The sequence below is a fragment of the Mycobacterium sp. H4Y genome, assembly GCF_000364405.1.
Classification (GTDB): domain Bacteria; phylum Actinomycetota; class Actinomycetes; order Mycobacteriales; family Mycobacteriaceae; genus Mycobacterium; species Mycobacterium intracellulare.
The window spans coordinates 576829-599398 of sequence record NZ_AKIG01000001.1 but is presented as its reverse complement, the minus strand read 5'-3'; the positions used below and the strand labels follow the sequence as shown (position 1 = coordinate 599398).

Here is a 22570-nt window from a genome sequence, read left to right as displayed (position 1 = left end):
GCGGCGATCGCAAGCGCGGCGAAGCCGGGCGCAGCGGGTCGCCGCCAAACGATCCTGAGCGGGTCGCCGCCCAACCGCTCCGTCGCGCACGCCTACACTCGGCGGTGATGTCCAGCCACGACTCTTCTGACGCAGCCGACCTGAGCGCGGCGATTCGCACCGCACTGGGGAAGGTGATCGACCCCGAACTGCGGCGCCCCATCACCGATCTCGGGATGGTCAAAAGCATCGACACCGAACCCGACGGCTCGGTTCACGTCGCGATCTATCTGACCACCGCCAGCTGTCCGAAGAAGAACGAGATCAGCGACCGGGTCAGCCAGGCGGTCTCCGACGTCCCGGGCACCGGCGCGGTGAAGGTCACCCTGGACGTGATGAGCGACGAACAGCGCACCGAGCTGCGCAAGCAGCTGCGCGGTGACGCCCGCGAGCCGATTATCCCGTTCGCACAACCGAATTCGCTGACGCGGGTCTATGCGGTGGCGTCCGGGAAGGGCGGGGTCGGCAAGTCCACCGTCACGGTCAACCTGGCCGCGGCGATGGCGGCCCGCGGCCTGTCCGTCGGGCTGCTGGACGCCGACATCCACGGCCATTCCATCCCCCGGATGATGGGCACCACCGACCGGCCCACCCAGGTCGAGTCGATGATCCTGCCGCCCATCGCGCACGAGGTGCGGGTCATCTCGATCGCTCAGTTCACCGAGGGCAACACTCCGGTGGTGTGGCGCGGACCGATGCTGCACCGCGCGCTACAGCAGTTCCTGGCCGACGTCTATTGGGGCGACCTGGACGTGCTGCTGCTCGATCTGCCGCCGGGGACCGGCGACATCGCCATCTCGGTGGCCCAGCTGATCCCCAACGCCGAGATCCTGGTGGTGACGACGCCGCAGCTGGCGGCGGCCGAGGTCGCCGAGCGGGCCGGCAGCATCGCGCTGCAGACGCGCCAACGCCTCGCCGGCGTCGTGGAGAACATGTCCGGGCTCACGCTGCCGGACGGCTCCACGCTGAAGGTGTTCGGTGAGGGCGGCGGCGAGCAGGTGGCCGAGCGGTTGTCGCGCGCGGTCGGCGCCGACGTGCCACTGCTGGGCCAGATCCCGCTGGATCCCGAGCTGGTGGCCGCGGGCGATTCCGGCGTTCCGCTGGTGCTCAGCGCGCCCGATTCGCCGGTGGGCAAGGCGCTGCGCGGGGTGGCCGACAGTCTGTCCTCACGTCGGCGCGGACTGGCCGGCGTATCGCTCGGGCTCGATCCCAAAGGCCGCTGAAACCGGTTCAGGTCGCGTCGGTGTCGAACGGCGTGCGGTCGCCCGTCTGCTGCTCCGCCCCAAGCGTCTGGCCGTTCGCCGGCGCGGCAGGCGCGGGAGGCGGCGTCTCCGGCGGGGCGCCGTTCACCGGCTTGTCGAAGTTTCCGGTCAGAAACGAGTCGTCGCCGTCCAACAGGTGCTTGGTGAGCGCGGCGCGGGGGGTCATGCCGCGCAGCTTCTGCAATTCGCTGAGCGGGCCGCGCAGGTCGTCGAACTCGGGCCCGAGGTCCTCGCGCAGCTGACTGGTCACACCGCTGAGGTAATCGCGCGCCTGACGCAGCGCGTTGGCCGACCACCGGATGGCGCCCGGGAGCCGTTCGGGGCCGAGGACCACCAACCCGACCACGACGAGGACGAGCATCTCTCCCCAGCCGACGTTGGCGAACATTTAGCCGCTATCCGGGTCCGGTTTCACCGTCAGGGTGACGTGGCGGCCATCGCGGACCACCTCGATCGGGGAATCCTGTCCGATGGTCAGCTGCCGCACCGCGACCACGAACTCGTCGGCGTCGGCCACCTTGCGGTTACCCACCTTGACGACGACGTCGTTTTCCAGGACGCCGCCCTTCTGCGCCGGGCTTCCCGCCTTCACGTTGGCGACCTGGGCGCCGGACGCGATCGCGTTGCTCACCGAGCGGGTGCTGACGCCCAGCGTCGGGTGCACGATCTTTCCGTCCCGGATCAAGGTCTGGGCGACTTCCTTGGCCTCGTTGATCGGGATCGCGAAGCCGAGCCCACTTGCGCTGTCCGACAACGACTTACCCGCGGTGTCGATGCCGATCACCTGGGAATCCATGTCGATCAGCGGGCCACCCGAGTTGCCGTGGTTGATCGACGCGTCGGTCTGCAGGGCGTCGATCACCGTGTCGGTGTCCGAGCCCTCCCCGGACAGCGGAACCGGCCGGTGCAGCGCGCTGATGATGCCGTGCGTCACGGTGCTGCGCAGCCCCAGCGGCGCACCCGCGGCGAGGACCTCGTCACCCACCCGCACCTTGTCGGAATCGCCCAGGCGCGCCACGCTCAGGTTGTCGACGTTGTCGACCTTGATCACCGCCAGGTCGGTCTTGGGGTCGCGCCCGACGAGGTTGGCCGGTACTTCCTTGCCGTCGTTGAACACCACGGTGGTCTTGAACTGGCTGGGGTTGTTCGCCGCCTCGGAGATGACGTGGTTGTTGGTGACGATGTAGCCGCGCCCGTCGATGACGACGCCGGAGCCCTGCATGCCCTCCTGGTCACTCTTGGACTCGATGGTCACCACGGAGTTCGCGGTCGCGGATGCCACCTTGGCGAAGCGCCCGGCCGGGCCTTCCCCGTTGCCGTTGGTCGACAGGGTCACCTTGGAGGTGGTGAACGCCTCGGCGACCTCGGCCGTCTTGCGGCCCACCACCCCGCCGACGAGGCCGATGACCAACGCGATGAGCGCCAACACGAGCAGCGCGAGGTAGGACACCCGGCCGCCGAACAGCACGTCGCGCACGCCCAGTTTGCCGCCGTAGCCCAGGGCGGAGCGCGACGTCGATGGCGCGACCGCCGGCGTTCCCAGGGCCGCCGCGGCCCCCGGGTCGCGCCAGGGGTCGTCCAACTCGTCGGGCTCCCCGCCGTTTTTCTCGGCGGCCAGCGCGCCCACGTCCACGGGGTGGCGTTGCAGCGAATCGGGGCTACCCTCCGGCCGGTGGAACGCCTCCTCGAGGACGGGGTCGGCCGGACGATCGCTCGGCCGGAATTCGGCCTGGTCCCGGTACTTCTGCGGGCGGACGCGCTCGGCCACGAACGACCCGCGCAACCCGTCGGGACGACTGAACTCCCGACGCGATGCGGGGTCGACCGGCGGACGCGAGACGGGGCGCGGCGCCAGGCGATTGCCGCTGTCATTGCTTCGGTCGAAGCCTTGGTCGGACGTCACGTTATCCCTTTTGGATCCTCTACTTGAGCGCTCGAGACGGGCCTTTACCGGCCTATATACGCGGCGCCGGCGTTGTCCGTGTCCACCCTAGTATCCACGGCGCGCCGTAGGGCGACATGAACGAGCGTGTGGGGCCAGTACGCAGCGGGTCCGACTATCGGCGCCTGCGCCGCTCGCGGGCCTCGCGGTCGGCGAAGGGGTCGGAGGCCTGCGCGGTCGAGTCGTCGCGCGAGTCGTAGGGAATGTCGGCCAGCATGCCGAGCAGCGTGCTGGGGATGCGGATGGGGTGGGAGTCGCGCAGCGCCGCGCGCGTCCGACTCTGATCGTCGACCTCGGCCGCGCACTGGGGGCACATCGACAGGTGATGCGCGGCCCGCAGGTGAGCGTTCATCCGCAACTCGCCGTCGACGAACGCGGCGATTGCCTCGACGGACAGGTGCTCGGTGGAACCGAACTGGCGGGGTGCGCCCACGGGCGCGTCGCTCTGGGAGGCGAACTGAGCGGGAAGCCAGGAGAACGCGCGGCGGAACACATGTCCTCGATCGGGCATTACCAGCTCCTTGCCACTCATTCTCATTGCCGCCTCCTCTCGAATGTAGCGCGAGCCGGTGCGCAATACCGCAGCTACGGGCGCAAAGCCGCTGAATATCTACCTGATCGCTCCGCTGCCGAGACAGGCGGGGCGACGCTGCCTACGCCGACTGGGCGCGCAGTTCCTGCCGACCGGAGTGGGCGGCCAGGTAGTCCCGCAAGGCTTGGCGTCCGCGGTGGATGCGGCTGCGGACGGTCCCGAGCTTCACGCCCAGGGTGGCACCGATCTCCTCGTAGGACAGGCCTTCGATGTCGCACAGGACGACGGCCGCGCGAAATTCCGGCGGCAGCGAATCGAGTGCGGCCTGCAAATCGGGCCCCAGCCGTGAATCGTGATAGATCTGCTCGGGGTTGGGCTCGTCGGCGGGCACCCGCTCGTAATCCTCGGGCAGCGCCTCCATCCGGATGCGCGCGCGTCGGCGCACCATGTCGAGGAAGAGGTTGGTGGTGATGCGGTGCAGCCACCCTTCGAACGTTCCCGGCTGATAGTTCTGCACGGACCGGAAGACCCTGATGAAGGTCTCCTGCGTGAGGTCCTCGGCGTCGTGCTGATTGCCGGAAAGCCGGTAGGCCAGCCGGTACACCCGGTCGGCGTGCTGGCGTACCAGCTCGTCCCACGACGGCATCGCCGCCTTGTCCCCGGTCGCGTCGAAAACCGCGGTCCCCTGCGGGGCATCCGAGGGCTCCACCCACTCGTCGGTGGGGCGCTCTTGCGCGTGCGACATGCTGGACGGACTGAGAAGAGTGGTGATGATCAATTCCTCCGAATCGGGTGCGCCACCCAGTGGCACTTCGTCATTGACGGCAACAGGCAGCTGCCATTCGGTATTCCCAGTCCAACGCGCTCCGCGATCCATACGGACACCGTCGCGTATCGGCGTATGTGCGGTATATGAACAATCTGAGCTGCGCCTGAGAAACCGTTTCGTGCCCTGCGTTGTGCAGGAGATATCCACCGCGCGGTGACCTTAAACGCGCCTGGCCTCTTGGGCGTGTCGCCAGCGTGCGGTTCAGGCGCGCCTGTCCGTTCGTGCGATGAATTGGAATACGCTGCGGGCATGGACGGCACCGACGCAGAAGCCCCTGGCCACACGGCGCCCAGCCGGGCCGAATCGCTGTTTGCCCACGCCGAGGGATCGATATCGGAGGACGCGCTGCTGGCCGCCGCCCGGGAGCGGGCCGTCGACATCGGGGCGGGCGCGGTGACGCCGGCCGTCGGGGCGTTGTTGAGCATGCTGACGAAGCTGAGCGGTGGCAAGGCCGTCGCCGAGGTGGGCACCGGCGCGGGTGTCAGCGGCTTGTGGTTGCTGTCGGGCATGAGCGACGACGGCGTCTTGACCACGATCGACATCGAGCCCGAATACCTGCGGCTGGCCAAGCAGGCGTTCACCGAGGCGGGCATCGGACCGTCGCGCAGCCGGCTGATCGGCGGCCGCGCCCAAGAGGTGCTCACCCGGCTCGCCGACGAGTCCTATGACCTGGTGTTCATCGACGCCGACCCGATCGATCAGCCGGACTACGTCGTCGAGGGCGTCCGGTTGCTGCGCCCGGGCGGCGTGATCGTGGTGCACCGGGCCGCGCTGGGCGGGCGGGCCGGCGATCCGGCCGCCCGCGACGCCGAGGTGGTGGCGGTGCGCGAGGCGGCCCGCCTCATCGCCGAGGACGAGCGGCTCACCCCGGCGCTGGTGCCGCTCGGCGACGGCATCCTGGCCGCCGTTCGCGACTGATTCGCACTTTTACGAATTCTTGACGCGGGTCGTCCTTGACCGCGGGCTGAACGCGTGTTTAGTGTACTGAACATGCGTTCAGCCGACCTGACGGCCGCCGCCCGGATCCGCGATGCGGCCATCGAGCAGTTCGGCGAGCACGGGTTCGGTGTCGGGCTTCGCGCCATCGCCGAAGCGGCGGGCGTGAGTGCCGCGCTGGTGATCCACCACTTCGGCTCCAAGGAGGGCCTGCGCAAGGCCTGCGAGGACTACATCGCCGAAAAGATCCGCAACACCAAGTCCGAGGCTATCCAGTCCAACGACCCGGCCACCTGGTTCGCCCAGTTGGCAGAGATCGAGGACTACGCACCACTGATGGCATACCTGGTGCGCAGCATGCAGACCGGCGGCGATCTGGCGAACATGATGTGGCGCAGGATGATTGACAACACGGAAGGGTACATGGAAGAGGGCGTGCGCGCCGGGACGATCAAACCCAGCCGCGATCCCCAGGCCCGGGCCAGGTATCTGGCGATCACCGGAGGCGGCGGATTCCTGCTCTACATCCAAATGCACGAAACACCAACGGATCTGCGCGCGGTGCTGCGCGACTACTCGCGCGACATGATCCTGCCCGCCCTCGAGGTCTATACCGAAGGGCTGCTGACCGACCGAACCATGTACGACGCGTTCCTGGCTGCCGAAGATCAAGGAGAATCCCATGGCACCTGAAAATTCAGTCGGCTCCGCCCCTATCGAAATCCGGGGCCTCACCAAGAAATTCGGCGCGGTGCGGGCGCTGGACGGCCTCGATCTCACTGTGCGGGAGGGGGAGGTCCACGGATTCCTCGGCCCTAACGGCGCCGGGAAGTCCACCACCATCCGCATCCTGCTGGGCCTGGTGAAGGCCGACAGCGGTAGCGTGCGGTTGCTGGGCGGTGATCCCTGGACCCAATCCGTTGCGCTGCATCGTCAAATCGCTTACGTTCCTGGTGATGTGACGCTGTGGCCGTCGCTGACAGGTGGAGAGACCATCGACCTGCTGGCCCGCATGCGCGGCGGCATCGACAAGCGGCGCCGCGCGGAGCTGATCGAGCGCTTCGATTTGGACCCGCACAAGAAGGCCCGCACGTATTCGAAGGGCAACCGCCAGAAGGTCTCCCTCATCTCGGCGTTCTCGTCCCATGCCAGGCTGCTGCTCCTGGACGAGCCCAGCAGTGGACTGGACCCGCTGATGGAGAACGTGTTTCAACAGTGCGTGGCGCAGGCCCGCGACCGGGGCACGACGGTGTTGTTGTCCAGCCACATCCTGGCCGAAACGGAAGCGTTGTGCGAACGCGTGACGATCATCCGGGCGGGCAAGACCATCGAAAGTGGTTCGCTGAGCTCCATGCGGCATCTGAGCCGCACCTCGATCAGGGCCGAAATGACCGGCGATCCGGGCGATCTCAGGCGGATCAAGGGCGTCGAGGACATCAGCGTCGAGGGTAATACGCTGCGCGCCCAGGTCGATAGCGAAAGCCTGGGTGAGCTCATCCGCGTGCTCGGTGACGCCGGCGTGAGCAGTCTCGTCAGCCAGCCGCCGACGCTCGAAGAGCTCTTCTTGCGCCACTATGACACGTCCGGAGACGCGTCCGGCGGCGACGGCCGGCACGGGCGCGATGCGCAAAAGGTGTCGTTGTCATGAGCGCGACCACACTGGACCGGCGTTACGCGTCGGCATCGCCTGCCCCCCAGCGCAGTTCGAACTTCTCCGGAACGCTTGCGATGTTGCGGCTCTACCTGCGCCGGGACCGGTTCTCGTTGCCGCTGTGGGTGTTTCTGCTGTCGGTGCCGCTGGCGACGGTGTACGTCGGCAGCATCGAAAAGATCTACCCCACCGAGGCCGCCCGTGCCGGGTTCGCCGCCTCCATCATGGCCAGCCCGGCCCAGCGTGCGCTGTATGGCCAGGTCTACAGCGACAGCCTTGGCGCCGTGGGGATTTGGAAGGCCGGAATGTTCCACGTGCTGATCGCGGTGGCCGTCATCCTCACCATGATCCGGCACACCCGCGCCGACGAGGAGAACGGACGGACCGAGTTGGTGGACTCGACCGCGATCGGCCGCTACGCCAGCCTGAGCGCGGCGCTGCTGCTGTCTTTCGGGGCCTCGCTCGGCACGGGCGCGATCGGCGCAGCCGGGCTGCTGAGCACCGACGTCCCGGCGGCCGGGTCGCTGGCGTTCGGTGCGGCGCTGGCCTGCTCCGGCCTGGTGTTCACCGCGGTCGCCGCGGTGACCGCGCAGTTGTCGCCCAGCGCCAGGCTCGCCCGCGGTGCCGCGTTCGCCGTCCTGGGAACCGCGTTCACGCTGCGCGCCGTCGGCGACGCCGGGTCGGGCACACTGTCGTGGCTGTCTCCGCTGGGGTGGTCGCTACTGGTCAAACCGTATGCGGGTGATCGCTGGTGGGTGCTGCTGCTGCACCTGGTCACCGCGTCCGCGTTGACCATGGTGGCGTATTGGCTGCTCGCCGGCCGTGACGTCGGCGCGGGGCTCATCGCGGAGCGGCCCGGTCCCGCGACCGCCGCGCCGGCGCTGAGCAACGCGTTCGGGCTGACGTGGCGTCTCGACCGGGCCGCGCTGCTGTTGTGGACGGTCGGACTGTGCCTGTACGGATTGCTGGTGGGCAGCGTGGTGCACGGCATCGGTGACGAGCTGGGCGACAGCGGTCCGGCCCGCGACATCGTCGCGCGGATGGGCGGCACCAGCGCCCTCGAGCAGGCCTTCATCGCCGTGGCTTTCGCCATGATGGGCATGGTGGCCGCCGCGTTCGCCGTTTCGCTCACGTTGCGGTTGCACCAGGAAGAATCCAGCCAGCGAGCCGAAACGGTGCTGGCCGGCGCGGTGTCGCGAACTCGTTGGCTCGCGAGCCATTTGGTGACCGCGCTGGGTGGATCCGCGCTCGCGATGCTGGCCTGCGGGGTAACCGCCGGAGTGGTCTACGGCATCGCGGCCGGCGATGTGGGCGGCAAACTCGCGATGGTCGTCGCAAGCGCGGCGGTCCAACTCCCGGCGGTCTGGCTGTTGTCGGCCGTGACGCTCTGTGTATTCGGCGTCGCGCCGCGGTTCACACCGGTGGCCTGGGGCGTGCTGATCGGTTTCATCGCTTTGTACCTGATCGGATCGTTGGCCCGGTTCCCGCAGTGGTTGCTCGACCTCGAACCGTTCGGGCACATCCCGAGAATTGGCGCCGATTTCACCGCCGTGCCCTTGCTATGGCTACTGGCCATCGACGTAGGGTTGGTAATTCTGGGCGCCCTGGCTTTTCGGCGCCGCGATCTACGCTGCTAGGAGCGAGATGAAAACCGGGATCCGCGTGACGACGACATCCCTCGGAGGCATTCTCTCGTGGGTGTTGATCCTGCTCTTGCCGGCGGGCACGCTGCACTACTGGCAGGCGTGGGTTTTCATCGCCGTGTTCACGGTGGCGACCATCGTGCCCACGGTCTACCTCAGCAGGGCCAACCCCGCGGCCCTGCAGCGGCGCATGCGTGCCGGCCCGCGGGCCGAACCCCGAACCTCGCAGAAGTTCATCATCACCGCCTCGTTCCTGGGTCTCTTCGCCACGATGGTGTTCAGCGCGCTCGATCATCGGTTCGGCTGGTCGTCGGTACCGGTCTGGCTGTCGCTGCTCGGCGATCTGCTGGTGGCGACCGGGCTCGGCATCGCCATGCTGGTGATCGTCCAGAACAGTTATGCCGGTGCCACGGTCACGGTGGAAGCGGACCAGACCTTGGTGTCCGGCGGCCTGTATCGATTCGTGCGCCATCCGATGTACGTCGGAAACGTGATCATGATGATCGGCATCCCCCTGGCGCTCGACTCGTATTGGGGGCTGCTCTTCGTCATCCCCGGCACCATCGTGCTCGCGCTGCGCATCTTCGACGAAGAGAAGCTCCTCTTCGACGAATTGCCCGGGTACCGCGAATACGCCGAGCGCGTGCGCTATCGGTTGGTTCCCTACCTCTGGTAGCCGGCGCACCGACGGTATTGGCCCGGCGTCGCCGCCACCAGGCGCGACGAACGGTGTTGCGGATCAACGACTTTCGTCGCGTCGGCGCCGAGGCACGGTTCGCGGTGCTTGACCGAGCTAGATCCAGACGCCCTTGCCCACCGCGACCACACCGCCGGCGCTGATCGCGAAGCGCTCGCGGTCCTTCTCCAGGTCCACCCCGACCATCTCGCCCGGCCCCACGACGACGTTCTTGTCCAGGATCGCGTGGCGCACCACCGCGCCACGGCCGACGCGAGCGCCGGGCATGATCACGCTGCCCTCCACGATCGCGCCGTCGTCGACCACAACGTTGGACGAAAGCACCGAGTTGCGCACCGAGGCCGCCGAGATGATGCTGCCGGCGCCCACCACCGACTCCTGCGCGGAACCGCCGTTGACGAACTTGGCCGGCGCCAGGTTCTCCGACTCGCCGCGGATCGGCCAGCGCTTGTTGTAGAGGTTGAACACCGGATGCACCGACACCAGGTCCATGTGTGCGTCGTAGAACGCGTCGAGCGTTCCGACGTCACGCCAGTAGGCCCGGTCACGGTCGGTCGCGCCGGGCACCTCGTTGTCGCTGAAGTCGTACACCGCGGCCATCCCGTCGTCGACCAGTCGCGGGATGATGTCACCACCCATGTCGTGATCGGAATGGTCGTCGTCGGCGTCCGCGCGGATCGCGTCGATGAGCACCTTGGTGGTGAAGATGTAATTGCCCATCGACACGAACGTCGTCTCGGGGTCGTCCGGGGTGCCGGGCGGATCCAGCGGCTTCTCCACGAATTGGCGGATGCGCCCGGACTCGTCGGAGTCGATACACCCGAACGCGGTGGCCTCGCTGCGCGGCACCCGGATGCCGGCGACGGTCGCGCCCGCCCCGCTGTCGATGTGGAACCGGACCATCTGCTCGGGATCCATCCGGTACACGTGGTCGGCGCCGAAAACCACTATGTAGTCGGGGTCTTCGTCGTAGATCAGATTGAGCGACTGGTAGATCGCGTCGGCCGAACCGGTGTACCAGCGCGGACCGAGCCGCTGCTGCGCGGGCACCGGGGTGATGTACTCACCGGCCAAGCCGGACAACCGCCAGTTCTGTGAAATGTGACGGTCCAGTGAATGCGACTTGTACTGCGTCAGAACGCAGATCCGCAAATAGCGGGCGTTGACGAGGTTGGACAGCACGAAGTCGATCAGCCGATAGGCGCCCCCGAAGGGAACCGCGGGCTTGGCGCGATCCGCGGTCAGCGGATACAGCCGCTTGCCCTCACCGCCGGCCAGGACGATGCCCAGCACGTGTGGTGCTTCCCTCATGGTGTCAAACCTATCGGCCGCCGCGAAACGCTGCCAGGGGGAAGGGGCTATTGCCCGCGTTCTGTGGGGCTGTCCGTCAAGGTATTTGGCTGCGGGCGCACCGAGGGCGCCGCCCGGCTCGCGGCCCTCCCCGTCGCGGAACTACCGTGCGGGTATGCGGGTGGCGATGATGACTCGGGAATACCCCCCAGAGGTCTACGGAGGGGCGGGCGTACACGTCACCGAACTCGTCAGCCAATTGCGCCGGCTGTGCGCGGTGGACGTGCATTGCATGGGGGCACCCCGGGCGGGCGCCCAGGGCGTGCAGGTGCACCAGCCCGACCCGCGGTTGCAGGGCGCCAACGCGGCGATGACGACGCTGTCCGCCGACCTGCTGATGGCCAACGCGGCGTCGGCGGCCACCGTAGTGCATTCACACACCTGGTACACCGGCATGGCCGGGCACCTGACCGCGCTGCTCTATGACGTCCCGCACGTGTTGACCGCGCATTCGCTCGAGCCGCTGCGCCCGTGGAAGGCCGAACAACTCGGCGGGGGCTACCGGATCTCGACCTGGGTCGAACACACCGCGGTGCTGGCCGCCGACGCGGTCATCGCGGTGAGCTCAGCGATGCGCGAGGACATCCTGCGCGTCTACCCCGCGCTGGATCCCGGAGCCGTGCACGTCATCCGCAACGGCGTCGACACCGACGTGTGGTGCCCGGCGGCCCCATCGCAGGGCGAGTCGATGCTGGCCGCACTGGGTGTCGATCCGGACCGTCCCCTGGTGGTGTTCGTGGGCCGCATCACCCGGCAGAAGGGCGTCGCGCACCTGGTGGCGGCCGCCCACCGGTTCAGCCCGGAGGCGCAGGTGCTGCTGTGCGCCGGGGCGCCCGACACCCCGGAGATCGCCGAGGAGATTCGGGATGCGGTCGCCGGCCTGGCCCGCGCACGCACCGGCGTCTTCTGGATCCGGGAAATGCTTCCCATCGGCGAGTTGCGCGAAATCTTATCGGCCGCAGCGGTTTTCGTGTGCCCGTCGGTGTATGAGCCGTTGGGCATCGTGAATCTGGAGGCGATGGCCTGCGGGGCCGCGGTGGTGGCCTCGGATGTGGGCGGGATCCCGGAGGTGGTCGCCGACGGGGTCACCGGGACTTTGGTGCATTACGACCCCGGCGATGTGGCGGGCTATCGGGCCGGACTGGCCGAGGCGGTCAACGAGCTCGTCGCCGACCGCGGAAAAGCGCAGCGCTACGGCAAGGCAGGACGCCAACGCTGCGTCGAGGAGTTCTCGTGGGCCCACGTCGCCGAGCAGACCCTGGAGATCTATCGGAAGGTGTGTGCGTAGCACCGCCGAATCGTTCGGCGGCAAGCCCTAGCTGGAGCTTGTGACGCCCTTGAGTTCGTCACCGAGGGCAGCGGCTTCGTCGGGCGTCAGCTCGACGACCAGTCGACCTCCACCTTCAAGTGGTACCCGCATCACGATGCCGCGCCCCTCCTTCGTTGCTTCAAGAGGACCGTCTCCGGTCCGGGGCTTCATCGCCGCCATCGAGTGCTCCCTCCAGGTTCGAGCTGGCCCGCCCGCGCGGACCTGGTCGGCACCGAGCACGCCCGGCCAGCGAACTTCAAGCCATGCCCGGCCACGAACTGACTTATCACCCCTCCATTGTTCCCTATCCAGGTCACCGCTCGTACAAAGACCCACAACTGTGTGCTCAGCGGGCGGTCGCGGGCACCCAGCAACCCCGGATATGGTCGTCGACCATGCCGGTTGCCTGCATCAACGCGTAGGCGGTGGTCGGACCGACGAAGCGGAACCCGCGCCTCTTGAGTTCACGGGCCATGGCCTTCGATTCGTCAGTGGCCGAGGGAATTTCGGATGCGTCGGCCGGGCGTGACCGCGGCGACGGCGCAAACGACCACAGCAGCTCCGCCAGGTCCGCCGGAGTACCCAGCTCCGCGGCCGCGCGCGCGTTGGCGATCGTCGCGTCAATCTTGGCGCGGTTGCGCACGATTCCCTGATCGGCCATCAGCCGCTGCACGTCGCCGTCGCCGTACTCGGCGACCGTCGTGATGTCGAACCCGGAGAACGCGCGCCGGAAATTCTCCCGCTTGCGCAGGATGATCAGCCACGACAGGCCGCTCTGAAAGGCCTCCAGGCTCATCCGTTCGAACAGGGCCACCCCGTCGTGCAGCGGGCGGCCCCATTCCTGGTCGTGGTAATCGCGGTACATCTCGAAGTCCGGCCCGGGCCGAATGGCCGCCCAGCTGCACCGAACCAGCTCGTCTTCACTCACATTCAGTCCTGACGATCCTCGCCCTCGCCGGGTTCCGCCGAATCGTCCTCGGTGTCCTGGTCGGCGGCGGGCGCGGCGTGCGCCTCCACGACCGAGGCCAGCTGGCCGCGCAGGGCCTCCAGCTCGCGGGCGAGGCGGTCCAGCACCCAGTCCACCTCGCTGGTCTTGTATCCGCGCAGCGTCTGGGTGAACTTGACGGCGTCGACGTCGGAGCCGGTCACCCCGTAGGCCGGCAGCACGGTCGCCGTCGTCCCCCGGGGCAGGGGCGGCAGCTGCTCGCCGCGACCGAACAACAGGCTGGCCGCGCCGAACAGGACGATCGCCACCAGCACCAGGACCACCAGGTACAGCAACACCAACGCCACGGGATCGATACTGCCCTATGCCGCCGACACGGCGATGCGCAGCGTGACGGCGTCGGCGGCTATCGGGGCCTGATCGCCTGCATCGGCGGCCGGTCCGCCAGCGACACCGGCGAGGTGTGCTGGGTGTAGCCCTCGCCGTCGGGCCCGTGGGCCACGAACTGGGTCAGGCCGACCCCGGAGTCGGGGATCCCGCAGCGCGACAGCAGGGTCGCGATGACCTGGCGGCTCATCGCGCCCAGCTCGGCCAGCGGTCGGTTGCGGTGCTCCCGCACGCCCAGGTTGACCTGGGCGATCGCGTCCAGCCCCAGCCGGTCGAAGGTGTCCACCAGCAGTCCGATCTCCACGCCGTAGCCCGGGGCGAACGGCACCGACGTCAGCAATTCGCGGGTGGCCGCGTATTCGCCACCCAGCGGCTGCAGCACAGCGCCCAGCTCGGGGCGCAGCGCCGCGAGCAACGGCCGGGCCACCAGCTCGGTGACCCGCCCGCCGCCGGTCGCGCCCGCGCTGCCGCCCACGTCGGCGACGTTGAGGGGCCGCCGGTAGAAGCTCTTGACCAGGTGAATGCCGCGGGAGGGTGGGCAGGTGAGCAGCGGGCCGACCAGCCACGGCACGAACATCGGGTGCGGGTTGATCAGGTCGGAGTCGACGAACACCACGATGTCGCCGCGGGTGGCCGCCAGCGACCGCCACAACGCCTCGCCCTTGCCGGGCCGTATCGGCACCTCGGGCAGCGCCTGCTCGCGACTGACCACGCGGGCGCCGGCGGCGACCGCCCGGATCTCGGTGTCGTCGGTGGAGCCGGAGTCCAACACGATCAGCTCGTCGACCAGCCCGTCGACCAGCGGTGAGATGCTGTCGATCACCGACTCGATGGTGTCTTCCTCGTCGAGGGCCGGCAGCACCACCGAAATGGTCCGCCCGGCCTTGGCCGCCTCCAGCTCGGCGACGGTCCAGCTCGGACGGTTCCAGCTGCGGTCGGCCAGCCAGGTGTCCCCCGGCCTCGCGGCGAGCAACCCGTCGCTGGCCAGATCGCCCGCGACCAGGTCCGACATCGTCATGCGAGCCCCCTCACCGTGCGGGCCGGCCGGCGCGTCCCCTGGATCGAGGCCACCATTTCCAGCACCCGGCGGGTGGCGGCGACCTCGTGCACGCGAAACATCCGCGCACCGGCGGCCGCGGCCAGCGCGGTGGCCGCCAACGTTCCCTCGAGCCGCTCGGTCAATTCCACACCCAGAGTCTCCCCGACGAAGTCCTTGTTACTCAAAGCCATCAGCACCGGCCACCCGGTATCGACGAGATCGCCGACGTGCCGCAACAGCAGCAGCCCGTGGAAGGTGTTTTTGCCGAAGTCGTGCGTCGGGTCGATGAGCACCCGGTCGCGGGCCACCCCGCACGCGACCGCCCGCTCGGCGGCGGCGGTGACCTGGGCGATCACGTCGTCGACGACGCCGCGCGTGGCGGTTCCGTAGTTCACCCGGAACGGGCGCGTGCGCGGCTGCGCGTTGCCGGTGTGCGAACAGACCAGACCCGCCCCGAACTCCGCGGCCACCTCCGGTAGGGCGGGGTCGACGCCTGCCCAGGTGTCGTTGATCAGGTCCGCCCCGGCCGCGCAGGCCACCTTGGCGACCTCCGAGCGCCAGGTATCGGCGCTGATCACGTGGTCGGGATAGGCGTCGCGCAACCATTCGATGAACGGCACCAGCCGGGCGATCTCGGTGTCGGCGTCGACCTCTTGGCCCGGGCCGGCCTTGACGCCACCCACGTCGATGACGTCGGCGCCGTCGGCCACGGCCCGGTGCACGGCCGCCCGGGCGGCCTCGTCGCTGAAGGTCGCGCCCCTGTCGTAGAACGAGTCCGGGGTGCGGTTGACGATCGCCATGATCAGCGCGCGATCGGCTGACACGGGACGGCCGCAGAACGACGATTGCACGCGTCTATGGTGCCTGGTCGCTGAACAGCGTGCAGTGCCAGGTCGCGAGCGTGACGGCACTGCGAAATCCGACTCGCCCTCTCGCAGTGTGGTTACGCTCGCGACCGACCGATCGGCGCGGCCGGCCCTACGGGCGTTTACCCTCGGCCACCTCGTCGGGGTACTCGTCGTAGAACGGCACGTAGCCCTCGTCGCGTCCGGCCAGCACGTAGAGCGGGTCCTCGACGTCGGGACCGTAGGCCTGCTCGCGCAACTCCACCTTGCGGCTTTTGAAGGTCGTGGTCTGCTCGATCGACTCGACCACGCGCACGAACAGCGGCAGCGCGTAGCCGGGCAGCTGCTCGTAGACGGCGCGGGCCAACGACTGCCCGTCGAACTCGGCGCCGTCGCGCAGCTTGACCGCGGCCATCCCGGCGCGACCGCCGGTGCGCGGCACCTCGACCCCGAAGACCGTGCAGTCCTCGACGGAGTCATCGGATGCCAGTGCGGCCTCGACCTGGGTGGTGGCCACGTTTTCGCCCTTCCAGCGGAAGGTGTCGCCCAGCCGGTCGACGAACGCGGCGTGTCCCATGCCCTGCGGGCTCATCACGTCGCCCGTGTTGAACCAACAGTCGCCCTCACGAAAAGCGTTGCGCACCAACTTTTTTTCGCTGGACTCCGGATCGGTGTAGCCGTCGAACGGCTGCAGCCGGTTGACCGGGCTGAGCAACAGGCCCGGCTCCCCGGCCGGCACCCGGCGCACGCGCCCGTCGTCGCCGCGCAGCGGGGCACCGGTGTCGGGGTCGTACTCGACGTAGGCCAACGGCATCGGGAAGACACCGGTGGAGCGGGGCACGTTGAAGACGTTGATGAACGCGGCGTTGCCCTCGCTGGAGGCGTAGAACTCGCAGACGCGCGCGATGCCGAACCGTTTCGTGAACTCGTCCCAGATCTCCGGGCGCAGGCCGTTCCCGGCGATCACCCTGACCTTGTGCGCTCGGTCCGTCGGCTTGGCCGGTTGGTTGAGCAGATACCGGCACACCTCGCCGATGTAGATGAACGCCGTCGCGTCGTTGGCGATGACCTCGTCCCAGAACTTCGACGCCGAGAACGACTTGCCGAGCGCCAGCGTCGCTCCCGACGTGATCACCGACGACAACGCGACCGTCAGCGCGTTGTTGTGGTACAGCGGCAGGCAGCAGTAGAGGGTGTCCGAGCTCTTGAGCCGCAACCCGATGCCGCCGAACGCCGCGAGCGCCTTCAGCCAGCGCAGGTGCGTCATGACGCTGGCCTTGGGGAAACCGGTTGTGCCCGAGGTGAAGATGTAGAACGCGGTGTCCCGGGCGTGCACGGCCGACGCCGACGCCGGGTTGGTGGCCGGGGCGCTCGCCGCGAACCGTTCGAGGTCTTCGACGGTCAGCGTCTGGGTGCCGCCCGAGCCCCCGCAGTCCGCCACGGCGCTGACCAGATCGGTCTCGGCGATGAGCACCTTGGCCTCCAGCAGGCCGAGGCTGTGCGCGAGGACCTCGCCGCGCTGGTGGTAGTTGAGCATGCCGGCGACCGCACCGCACTTGACCGCGGCCAGCATGGCCAGCACGGCGTTGGGCGAGTTGCGCAGCATGATGGCGACGACGTCGCCGTGGCCGACGCCGCGGGCGGCCAGCACCGCGGCGTACCGGTTGGCGGCCGCGTTGGCGTCGCGGTAGGTCAGTTGCTGGTCGCCGAAGCGCAAGAAGATCCGGTCGCCGTAGCGGGCGGCCCGGTCGGCGAACACCGTGCCGATCGATTTCTTGGACCCCGGCTGGGCCGCCAGCCCGGTCAGCACGCCGCGCGCGATCACCGGCAGGTCGGCCAGCACGGCCGGCACCCGAGATGCGATGTCGGTCAGTTTGACCGCCGTGCGCGCTCCCCCGTCACGATCGGACACGTGATCCCCTCGATTCGTTTGGAAAAAGTCAAGCTCGGCGGAAAGCCTAGTAGGGGCTGGGACCGGCCGGCGGGCTCAGCCGGGCGCGCACGCGTCCAGCGCCGCGCCCACCTTGTCGACCAGCACCAATCGGTCCATCGCCACCTGGGAGACGTAACCGGTGTCGAGCAAGCCGCACAACCACGTCCACAGCCCCTCGTAGTGGCCGACGGGGTCCAGCAGCACGATGGGTTTGTCGTGGAGACCGAGGTAGGCCGTCGTCCAGGTGTCGAGCAACTCGTCGAGGGTGCCGATGCCGCCCGGCAGCGCGATGAACGCGTCGGCGCGGTCTTCCATGATCTGCTTGCGCTCGTGCAGGGTGTCGCTGACGATCAGCTCGTCGGCGTCCGCGTCGGCGATCTCGCGCCGCATCAAGACCTGGGGGATGACGCCGACGGTCCGGCCCCCGCGGGCCCGCGCCGCGCTCGCCACCGCGCCCATCGCCGAAACGCGGCCACCGCCCCACACCAGCGTCCAGCCGCGCTCCGCGATCGACTCGCCGAGTTCTGCAGCGACACCGAGCAATTCGGGATGCTGCGGACCGGACGCGCAGTACACACACACCGCCCACTCGCGGGCTGAATCGCGTTCCCCGGGCATATCCGCCAAAGGTAGACCAATTGCGATCACCGCTCATATGTGGGGCTTTCGCCGTGCCGGCGGGCCCGCGCGCCATAAAATCCGGCAGTGCCGATTCGATGGAACGTCCCCCAACATGCGACGGCCTCAGAGCGGCTGGATGCGGCGTTGGCCGCGGGGGGCCGGGGAGCGGCGGTGTTGGGGCCCGACGGCGTCGGCAAATCCACCTTGGCCCGCGTGGCCGCCGAGCACTTCGCCGGTCAACATCCCGACACGCTCGTCCGCTGGGTCACCGGCACCCCGACCGAACGCGCGGTGCCCTTCGGGGCCTTCAGCCACCTGGTGCAGATCGCCGACATCGGCAAGCCGGCCGCGCTGCTGCGGGCCGCGCGCGCCTCGCTGGGCGGCGACGACCTGCTGCTCGTCGTCGACGATGCCCACCACCTGGACGTGCTGTCGGCCACGCTCGTCTACCAGCTGGCGCGGGCCGGGGCGGTGCGGCTGATCGTCACCGCCCGCGCCGACGCCTCCCCCGATGCGATCGCCGCGCTGTGGAGCGACGGCCTGCTCGACCGGATCGATATCGAGCCGCCCGGCGGGACGACGCCGCCCGCGGAGGTGGACGCCTTCCTCGCCGAGCTGCCCGCGCCGGCCCGGTCGGTGCTGGAGTATCTCGCCGTGTGCGAGCCGCTGTCGCTCGCCGACCTGACCGTGCTGGCCGGCGACGGCGCGGTGGCCGAGGCGGTCAAGTGGGGCGCCGCCGAGACCCGGGTGCGGGGCGGGGCCTCCGAGGACCCCGTCGTCTACACGGCCCACCCGCTGTTCGCCGAGCGGACGCTGGCCGCGCTCGACCCCGACGACGCGCGACAACGACGCACCGAGCTGGTCACGTTGCTGTCGCAGCGTCCATCCGAGCATCTCAGCGACCGGCTGCGGGTGATGTCGTTGGCGCTGGACAGCGACGCGCGCCGACGGCCCGCCGACGTCGTCGCCGCCGCGCAGCAGGCGCTGAGGCTGGGTGACATGGCGCTGGGCGAGCGGCTGGCCCGCTCGGCGCTCGAGCGCTCCGGCGGGCTGGCGGCGCGGCTCGCGCTCGCGCACGCGCTGGGATGGCAGGGCCGCGGCCGCGAGGCCGATGCGCTGTTGGCCGACGTCGACTCCGCCGGATTGACCGAAGCCGCCCTGATGGAGTGGGCGTTGCTGCGGGCGGCGAACCAGTTCTGGATGCTGAGCGAGCCGGAGCGTGCGACGGCGTTCTTGCGGACCGTTCGCAATCGCGTCGCGGATGCCGGGCCGCGGACCACGCTGGACGCGCTGAGCGCGACCTTCGCGATGAACGCGGGCAACGTCGGGCACGCGGTCAAGGTCGCCGAGGAGGTGCTGGCCTCGGCGTCGGCCGACGACCAGGCGGTGGCCTGGGCCGGCAGCGCGGCCGCGTTGTGCGCGGCGCGGCGGGGCCGGTTCGGTGACGTCGAGCCGTTGGCGCAGCGCGCCCTGGGAGCCGAACATCCCGGGCTGCTGCGCTTCACCATCGGGCTGGGCCAGACGACCACGTTGTTGATGGCGGGCAGGCTCGACGAGGCCCGCCAATTGGCCCGGCAGTTCACCGATTTCGCCGAACTGCAGCAGCCGGGCCGCGCGATCGGCGAGGTGCTGCTGGCGCATGTGCTGCTTGCCGGCGGCGAATTCGCTTCCGCGGCAGATATTTTGATCCCGGCGACCGCCACCCTGGAACGCACCGGCTATTCGTGGGGGCCGCTGTCGCTGACGCTGCTGGCCACCGCGCTGTCCCAGCTCGGAGATACCGCCGCCGCGGCAAAAGCGTTGAGCAGGGCCGAATCCCGGCACGGAACCAAGTCGGCATTGTTCGCCCCCGAGCTCGGGGTGGCGCGCGCGTGGCGGCTGGCGTTGCTGCGCGACTCGCACGGCGCGGTGGCCGCCGCGCGCGAGGCCGCCCGCGCGGCCGAGCGCGGCGGTCAGCGCGCCGTGGCGGTGCGCGTCTGGCACGAGGCCGTGCGGTTGGGCGACAGCCGGGCCGGCGATCCGTTGGCCCGGCTCTGCGACGAGATCGATTGTGTCGTGGGCAGAATCGCGTTGGCCCACGCCCGCGCGCTCACTGCGGGCGATGCCGAGGCGTTGCGGGCGGTGTCGGACGAGCTGACCTCGATCGGGATGCACGCGGCCGCCGCCGACGCTGCCGCGCAGGCTCGACGCTGCGGCGGCTAGCCGGCCAGGTAGCGGCGCAGCATGTCCACCGCCGCGGTGATGTTGGCGACCGCCACGCGTTCGTCGCGCCGGTGCGCCAAATTCGGGTCGCCGGGGCCGAAGTTGACCGCCGGTATACCCAGCGCGGCGAACCGCGCGACGTCGGTCCAGCCGTACTTGGCCCGCACGTTGCCGCCCGCCGCCTCGACCAACGCCTTGGCGGCGGGCTGGGACAGCCCGGGCATCGCCCCGGCCGCGGCGTCGGTCTGTTCGATGTGCACGTCCAGTCCGGCGAGCACGTCGTGCACGTGTTGCAGCGCGTCGGGCGCCGACCGGTCCGGGGCAAAGCGGAAGTTGACCGTCACCGCGGCCGCATCGGGAATGACGTTGCCCGCCACCCCGCCGTCGATGCGCACGGCCGACAAGCCCTCGCGGTACGTGCAGCCGTCGATGTCCACGCTGCGCGCCTGGTATGCGGCCAGCCGTTCGAGCACGGCACCCAGTTTGTGAATGGCGTTGTCCCCCAACCAGGATCGCGCCGAGTGGGCGCGGGTCCCGGTGGCGCTGACGACCACGCGCAGGGTGCCCTGGCAACCGGCTTCGATGTAGCCGCCCGTCGGTTCGCCCAGGATGGCCACGTCCGCGGCCAGCCAGTCCGGCAGTTCGCGTTCGATGCGGCCCAAACCGTTTGCCGCCGCATCGATTTCCTCGCAGTCGTACATCACCAGCGTCAGATCGTGCACGGGTTCGGCGACGGTGGCGGCGAGATGGAGGAACACGGCGTCCCCGGATTTCATGTCGGCGGTGCCGCAGCCGTGCAGCTCGCCGCCCTCGTGACGGCTGGGCAGGTTTCCGGCCACCGGGACGGTGTCCAGGTGGCCGGCCAGCAGCACCCGCGACGGCCGCTGGTGTCGGGTTCGCGCCAACACGGCGTTGCCGTTGCGGACGATCTCGAAGCCGGAGGTCTGAGCGCGCAGCGCGGCCTCGACCTCGTCGGCCAGGCGCGCCTCGTTCCTCGATTCGCTGGGGATGTCGACCAGCGCCGCGGTCAGCGCGATCGGATCCCCGCGTAAGTCCAGCACGGTCTCAGGGTAGTGGCGATCGCAAGCGCGGCGGAGCCGGGCGCGGCGGGTCGCCACCATCTGACCCAGTGGCGATCGCAAGCGCGGCGGAGCCGGGCGCGGCGGGTCGCCACCATCTGACCCAGTGGCGATCGCAAGCGCGGCGGAGCCGGGCGTAGCGGCTACACGAGCAACCGCGTGGGCATCACCGTCGGCTTGACCCCGTAACGCGGGCCCATGCCGTAGCCGCCGCGCCCGGCCGAGGCCACCGCCGGCATGCCCGTCGCCCACGTCGTGTGCGGCTCTTCGACCGGCGCGGTCCACCCCGAACCCACGGCCGTCGCGGCGGCAGGCGCAGGCGTGGCCGCGGACCACGCGGCGGGCGTCGACAAGCCGCCGACCGGTGAGGCCGACGCCATGCTCGCCAGCACCGGCGCGGCGCCGACGCCCGCGGTGCTCGCCGGGGCCGCCGCGCCCACCAACATGCCGCCGCCGATTGCACCCCCCACATCGCTGGCCGTGCCGGTGGCCGCCGCCACGTCGAGGGTGTGGTTGTAAAGGATGTTGGACACCATGGTGTTGAACACGTTCCAGGCCACCACGTCGAAACCGGCGTTGCCGACGTTGTTCACCACCGGGTTGCCCAAGAAGCTGTCCAGCCCGCTCAGTGCCGACGGCGGGTCGGCCAGCGGGGCCGCCAGTGCCCGAACCGCGTTGGGCGCGTTGGTGACGGTCTGCTGGAGGCCGCTCGTCTGCGCGCCCGTGGCCGCGGCCTGGGAAACGGCCGCGGCCTGCGCCCCAAGTCCGCCCGGGTTGTTCGTCGGCGCCGGCGAGGTCAGGGGGCTCAACTTGGCCGCGGCCGCCGACGCCGCCGCGTAGCCATACATCGCGGCGGCATCCTGGGACCACATTTCGCCGTACTGCGCCTCGGTGGCCGCGATGGCCGCGGTGTTCTGACCCAAGACGTTCGTTGCGATCAGGGCCGCGAGTTGGGCCCTGTTCGCCGCGATCAGCGGGGGCGGGACCGTCATCGCAAATGCCGCCTCGTAGGCCGCGGCCGACGCCATGGCCTGGGAGGCCGCCTGTTGCAGCTGGGCGGCGGTGGTGTGCATCCACGTGATGTATGGCTCGACCGCGGTGGCCATTGCGGACGAGGAGGGCCCGATCCACTCCTCGCCGGTCAGGTTAGAGATCGCCGACTGGCTGGCCGAGGCCGTCGTACTCAATTCGTCGGCGAGGCTGCTGAAGGCCGCCGCGGCGGCCATCATCGGCGCCGCCCCCGCCCCGGTGTACATGCGGAGGGAGTTGATCTCGGGGGGAAGTGCTCCAAAGTCGAAAGACATTGCGTCGCTCCTATTCTCGGTTGT

22 protein-coding genes are annotated in these 22570 nt (G+C 69.5%); 8 read left to right on the top strand and 14 right to left on the bottom strand.

Annotation, left to right across the window (positions count from 1 at the left end):
* The first annotated feature begins 107 nt into the window (after positions 1 to 107).
* A complete protein-coding gene (locus tag W7U_RS02805) occupies positions 108 to 1262 on the top strand; it encodes an Mrp/NBP35 family ATP-binding protein (protein ID WP_008254633.1) in 1155 nt (384 codons plus the stop codon).
* Between the two features lie 7 nt (positions 1263 to 1269).
* Here the strand turns inward: W7U_RS02805 and tatB are convergent, their stop codons facing one another.
* The 4 genes from tatB to sigE all read right to left on the bottom strand — a co-directional run bounded on the left by tatB (position 1270) and on the right by sigE (position 4652).
* Positions 1270 to 1689, bottom strand: a complete 420-nt coding sequence (tatB, locus tag W7U_RS02800) for a Sec-independent protein translocase protein TatB (protein WP_008254630.1) — start codon at positions 1687 to 1689, stop codon at positions 1270 to 1272.
* Positions 1690 to 3204, bottom strand: a complete 1515-nt coding sequence (locus tag W7U_RS02795) for a trypsin-like peptidase domain-containing protein (RefSeq protein WP_008254629.1) — start codon at positions 3202 to 3204, stop codon at positions 1690 to 1692.
* A 154-nt stretch (positions 3205 to 3358) separates the two neighbouring features.
* Entirely contained in the window at positions 3359 to 3754 is a 396-nt protein-coding gene (rseA, locus tag W7U_RS02790) for an anti-sigma E factor RseA (protein WP_036429159.1), read from the bottom strand.
* 142 nt (positions 3755 to 3896) lie between these two features.
* Positions 3897 to 4652 carry an RNA polymerase sigma factor SigE gene (gene sigE / locus W7U_RS02785; protein WP_036428615.1) on the bottom strand — a complete coding sequence of 252 codons (756 nt, stop codon included), beginning with the start codon at positions 4650 to 4652 and terminating at the stop codon, positions 3897 to 3899.
* Between the two features lie 201 nt (positions 4653 to 4853).
* Between sigE and W7U_RS02780 the strand changes: the two genes are divergently transcribed.
* The 5 genes from W7U_RS02780 (at position 4854) to W7U_RS02760 (ending at position 9510) form a co-directional block, all read left to right on the top strand.
* Positions 4854 to 5522, top strand: a complete 669-nt coding sequence (locus W7U_RS02780; RefSeq protein ID WP_008254624.1) for an O-methyltransferase — start codon at positions 4854 to 4856, stop codon at positions 5520 to 5522.
* A gap of 72 nt (positions 5523 to 5594) precedes the next feature.
* The gene (locus W7U_RS02775) at positions 5595 to 6233 is read left to right on the top strand and encodes a TetR family transcriptional regulator (RefSeq protein ID WP_008254623.1); all 639 of its coding nucleotides are present in this window, start codon (positions 5595 to 5597) and stop codon (positions 6231 to 6233) included.
* On the top strand, positions 6223 to 7188 hold the full coding sequence (locus W7U_RS02770; RefSeq protein ID WP_008254621.1) for an ABC transporter ATP-binding protein: 966 nt from the start codon (positions 6223 to 6225) through the stop codon (positions 7186 to 7188). Before W7U_RS02775 ends, W7U_RS02770 begins: the two co-directional genes overlap by 11 nt.
* Positions 7185 to 8828, top strand: coding sequence for an ABC transporter permease (locus W7U_RS02765; RefSeq protein WP_085976832.1), 1644 nt, complete (start codon positions 7185 to 7187; stop codon positions 8826 to 8828). The genes W7U_RS02770 and W7U_RS02765 overlap by 4 nt, the downstream gene beginning before the upstream one ends.
* A 7-nt stretch (positions 8829 to 8835) precedes the next feature.
* Positions 8836 to 9510, top strand: a complete 675-nt coding sequence (locus tag W7U_RS02760; RefSeq protein WP_008254618.1) for an isoprenylcysteine carboxylmethyltransferase family protein — start codon at positions 8836 to 8838, stop codon at positions 9508 to 9510.
* 117 nt (positions 9511 to 9627) lie between these two features.
* On the opposite strand, the gene glgC is transcribed toward W7U_RS02760, so the two are convergent.
* A complete protein-coding gene (gene glgC, locus W7U_RS02755) occupies positions 9628 to 10842 on the bottom strand; it encodes a glucose-1-phosphate adenylyltransferase (protein WP_008254617.1) in 1215 nt (404 codons plus the stop codon).
* A gap of 154 nt (positions 10843 to 10996) precedes the next feature.
* Here glgC and glgA point away from each other — a divergent pair, with 154 nt between their 5' ends.
* Positions 10997 to 12169, top strand: coding sequence for a glycogen synthase (glgA, locus tag W7U_RS02750; protein WP_008254614.1), 1173 nt, complete (start codon positions 10997 to 10999; stop codon positions 12167 to 12169).
* Between the two features lie 27 nt (positions 12170 to 12196).
* Here glgA and W7U_RS25190 read toward each other — a convergent pair whose 3' ends face one another.
* The 7 genes from W7U_RS25190 to W7U_RS02720 form a co-directional block, all read right to left on the bottom strand.
* Positions 12197 to 12370, bottom strand: a complete 174-nt coding sequence (locus W7U_RS25190; protein WP_003878471.1) for a DUF3117 domain-containing protein — start codon at positions 12368 to 12370, stop codon at positions 12197 to 12199.
* 166 nt (positions 12371 to 12536) lie between these two features.
* Complete coding sequence (tag, locus tag W7U_RS02745; RefSeq protein ID WP_008254610.1) at positions 12537 to 13118, bottom strand: DNA-3-methyladenine glycosylase I; 582 nt, start codon at positions 13116 to 13118, stop codon at positions 12537 to 12539.
* A 2-nt stretch (positions 13119 to 13120) separates the two neighbouring features.
* Entirely contained in the window at positions 13121 to 13483 is a 363-nt protein-coding gene (locus W7U_RS02740; protein WP_008254608.1) for a DivIVA domain-containing protein, read from the bottom strand.
* A gap of 59 nt (positions 13484 to 13542) precedes the next feature.
* The gene (locus W7U_RS02735; protein ID WP_008254606.1) at positions 13543 to 14541 is read right to left on the bottom strand and encodes a glucosyl-3-phosphoglycerate synthase; all 999 of its coding nucleotides are present in this window, start codon (positions 14539 to 14541) and stop codon (positions 13543 to 13545) included.
* Positions 14538 to 15362, bottom strand: coding sequence for a dihydropteroate synthase (gene folP, locus W7U_RS02730; RefSeq protein WP_226057909.1), 825 nt, complete (start codon positions 15360 to 15362; stop codon positions 14538 to 14540). The genes W7U_RS02735 and folP overlap by 4 nt, the downstream gene beginning before the upstream one ends.
* Before the next feature lie 178 nt (positions 15363 to 15540).
* Positions 15541 to 17319 carry a long-chain-acyl-CoA synthetase FadD6 gene (gene fadD6, locus W7U_RS02725; RefSeq protein ID WP_008254603.1) on the bottom strand — a complete coding sequence of 593 codons (1779 nt, stop codon included), beginning with the start codon at positions 17317 to 17319 and terminating at the stop codon, positions 15541 to 15543.
* A gap of 75 nt (positions 17320 to 17394) precedes the next feature.
* A complete protein-coding gene (locus W7U_RS02720; RefSeq protein WP_008254600.1) occupies positions 17395 to 17958 on the bottom strand; it encodes a TIGR00730 family Rossman fold protein in 564 nt (187 codons plus the stop codon).
* 87 nt (positions 17959 to 18045) lie between these two features.
* On the opposite strand from W7U_RS02720, the gene W7U_RS02715 reads away from it, so the two are divergent.
* A complete protein-coding gene (locus W7U_RS02715; protein WP_036428612.1) occupies positions 18046 to 20163 on the top strand; it encodes an ATPase AAA in 2118 nt (705 codons plus the stop codon).
* Here the strand turns inward: W7U_RS02715 and dapE are convergent.
* Together dapE and W7U_RS02705 are read right to left on the bottom strand one after the other, a co-directional pair.
* Positions 20160 to 21224, bottom strand: a complete 1065-nt coding sequence (gene dapE, locus W7U_RS02710; RefSeq protein WP_008254596.1) for a succinyl-diaminopimelate desuccinylase — start codon at positions 21222 to 21224, stop codon at positions 20160 to 20162. The genes W7U_RS02715 and dapE overlap by 4 nt on opposite strands.
* 161 nt (positions 21225 to 21385) lie before the next feature.
* Positions 21386 to 22546, bottom strand: coding sequence for a PPE family protein (locus tag W7U_RS02705; protein WP_008254594.1), 1161 nt, complete (start codon positions 22544 to 22546; stop codon positions 21386 to 21388).
* Positions 22547 to 22570: the final 24 nt, after the last annotated feature.

Coding starts and splice junctions, on each gene's coding strand:
- W7U_RS02805 (WP_008254633.1), top strand. CDS start 108: ATGTCCAGCCACGACTCTTCTGACGCAGCCGACCTGAGCGCGGCGATT.
- tatB (WP_008254630.1), bottom strand. CDS start 1,689: ATGTTCGCCAACGTCGGCTGGGGAGAGATGCTCGTCCTCGTCGTGGTC.
- rseA (WP_036429159.1), bottom strand. CDS start 3,754: ATGCCCGATCGAGGACATGTGTTCCGCCGCGCGTTCTCCTGGCTTCCC.
- sigE (WP_036428615.1), bottom strand. CDS start 4,652: ATGGATCGCGGAGCGCGTTGGACTGGGAATACCGAATGGCAGCTGCCT.
- W7U_RS02780 (WP_008254624.1), top strand. CDS start 4,854: ATGGACGGCACCGACGCAGAAGCCCCTGGCCACACGGCGCCCAGCCGG.
- W7U_RS02775 (WP_008254623.1), top strand. CDS start 5,595: ATGCGTTCAGCCGACCTGACGGCCGCCGCCCGGATCCGCGATGCGGCC.
- W7U_RS02770 (WP_008254621.1), top strand. CDS start 6,223: ATGGCACCTGAAAATTCAGTCGGCTCCGCCCCTATCGAAATCCGGGGC.
- W7U_RS02765 (WP_085976832.1), top strand. CDS start 7,185: ATGAGCGCGACCACACTGGACCGGCGTTACGCGTCGGCATCGCCTGCC.
- W7U_RS02760 (WP_008254618.1), top strand. CDS start 8,836: ATGAAAACCGGGATCCGCGTGACGACGACATCCCTCGGAGGCATTCTC.
- glgC (WP_008254617.1), bottom strand. CDS start 10,842: ATGAGGGAAGCACCACACGTGCTGGGCATCGTCCTGGCCGGCGGTGAG.
- glgA (WP_008254614.1), top strand. CDS start 10,997: ATGCGGGTGGCGATGATGACTCGGGAATACCCCCCAGAGGTCTACGGA.
- W7U_RS25190 (WP_003878471.1), bottom strand. CDS start 12,370: ATGGCGGCGATGAAGCCCCGGACCGGAGACGGTCCTCTTGAAGCAACG.
- W7U_RS02735 (WP_008254606.1), bottom strand. CDS start 14,541: ATGACGATGTCGGACCTGGTCGCGGGCGATCTGGCCAGCGACGGGTTG.
- folP (WP_226057909.1), bottom strand. CDS start 15,362: ATGGCGATCGTCAACCGCACCCCGGACTCGTTCTACGACAGGGGCGCG.
- W7U_RS02720 (WP_008254600.1), bottom strand. CDS start 17,958: ATGCCCGGGGAACGCGATTCAGCCCGCGAGTGGGCGGTGTGTGTGTAC.
- W7U_RS02705 (WP_008254594.1), bottom strand. CDS start 22,546: ATGTCTTTCGACTTTGGAGCACTTCCCCCCGAGATCAACTCCCTCCGC.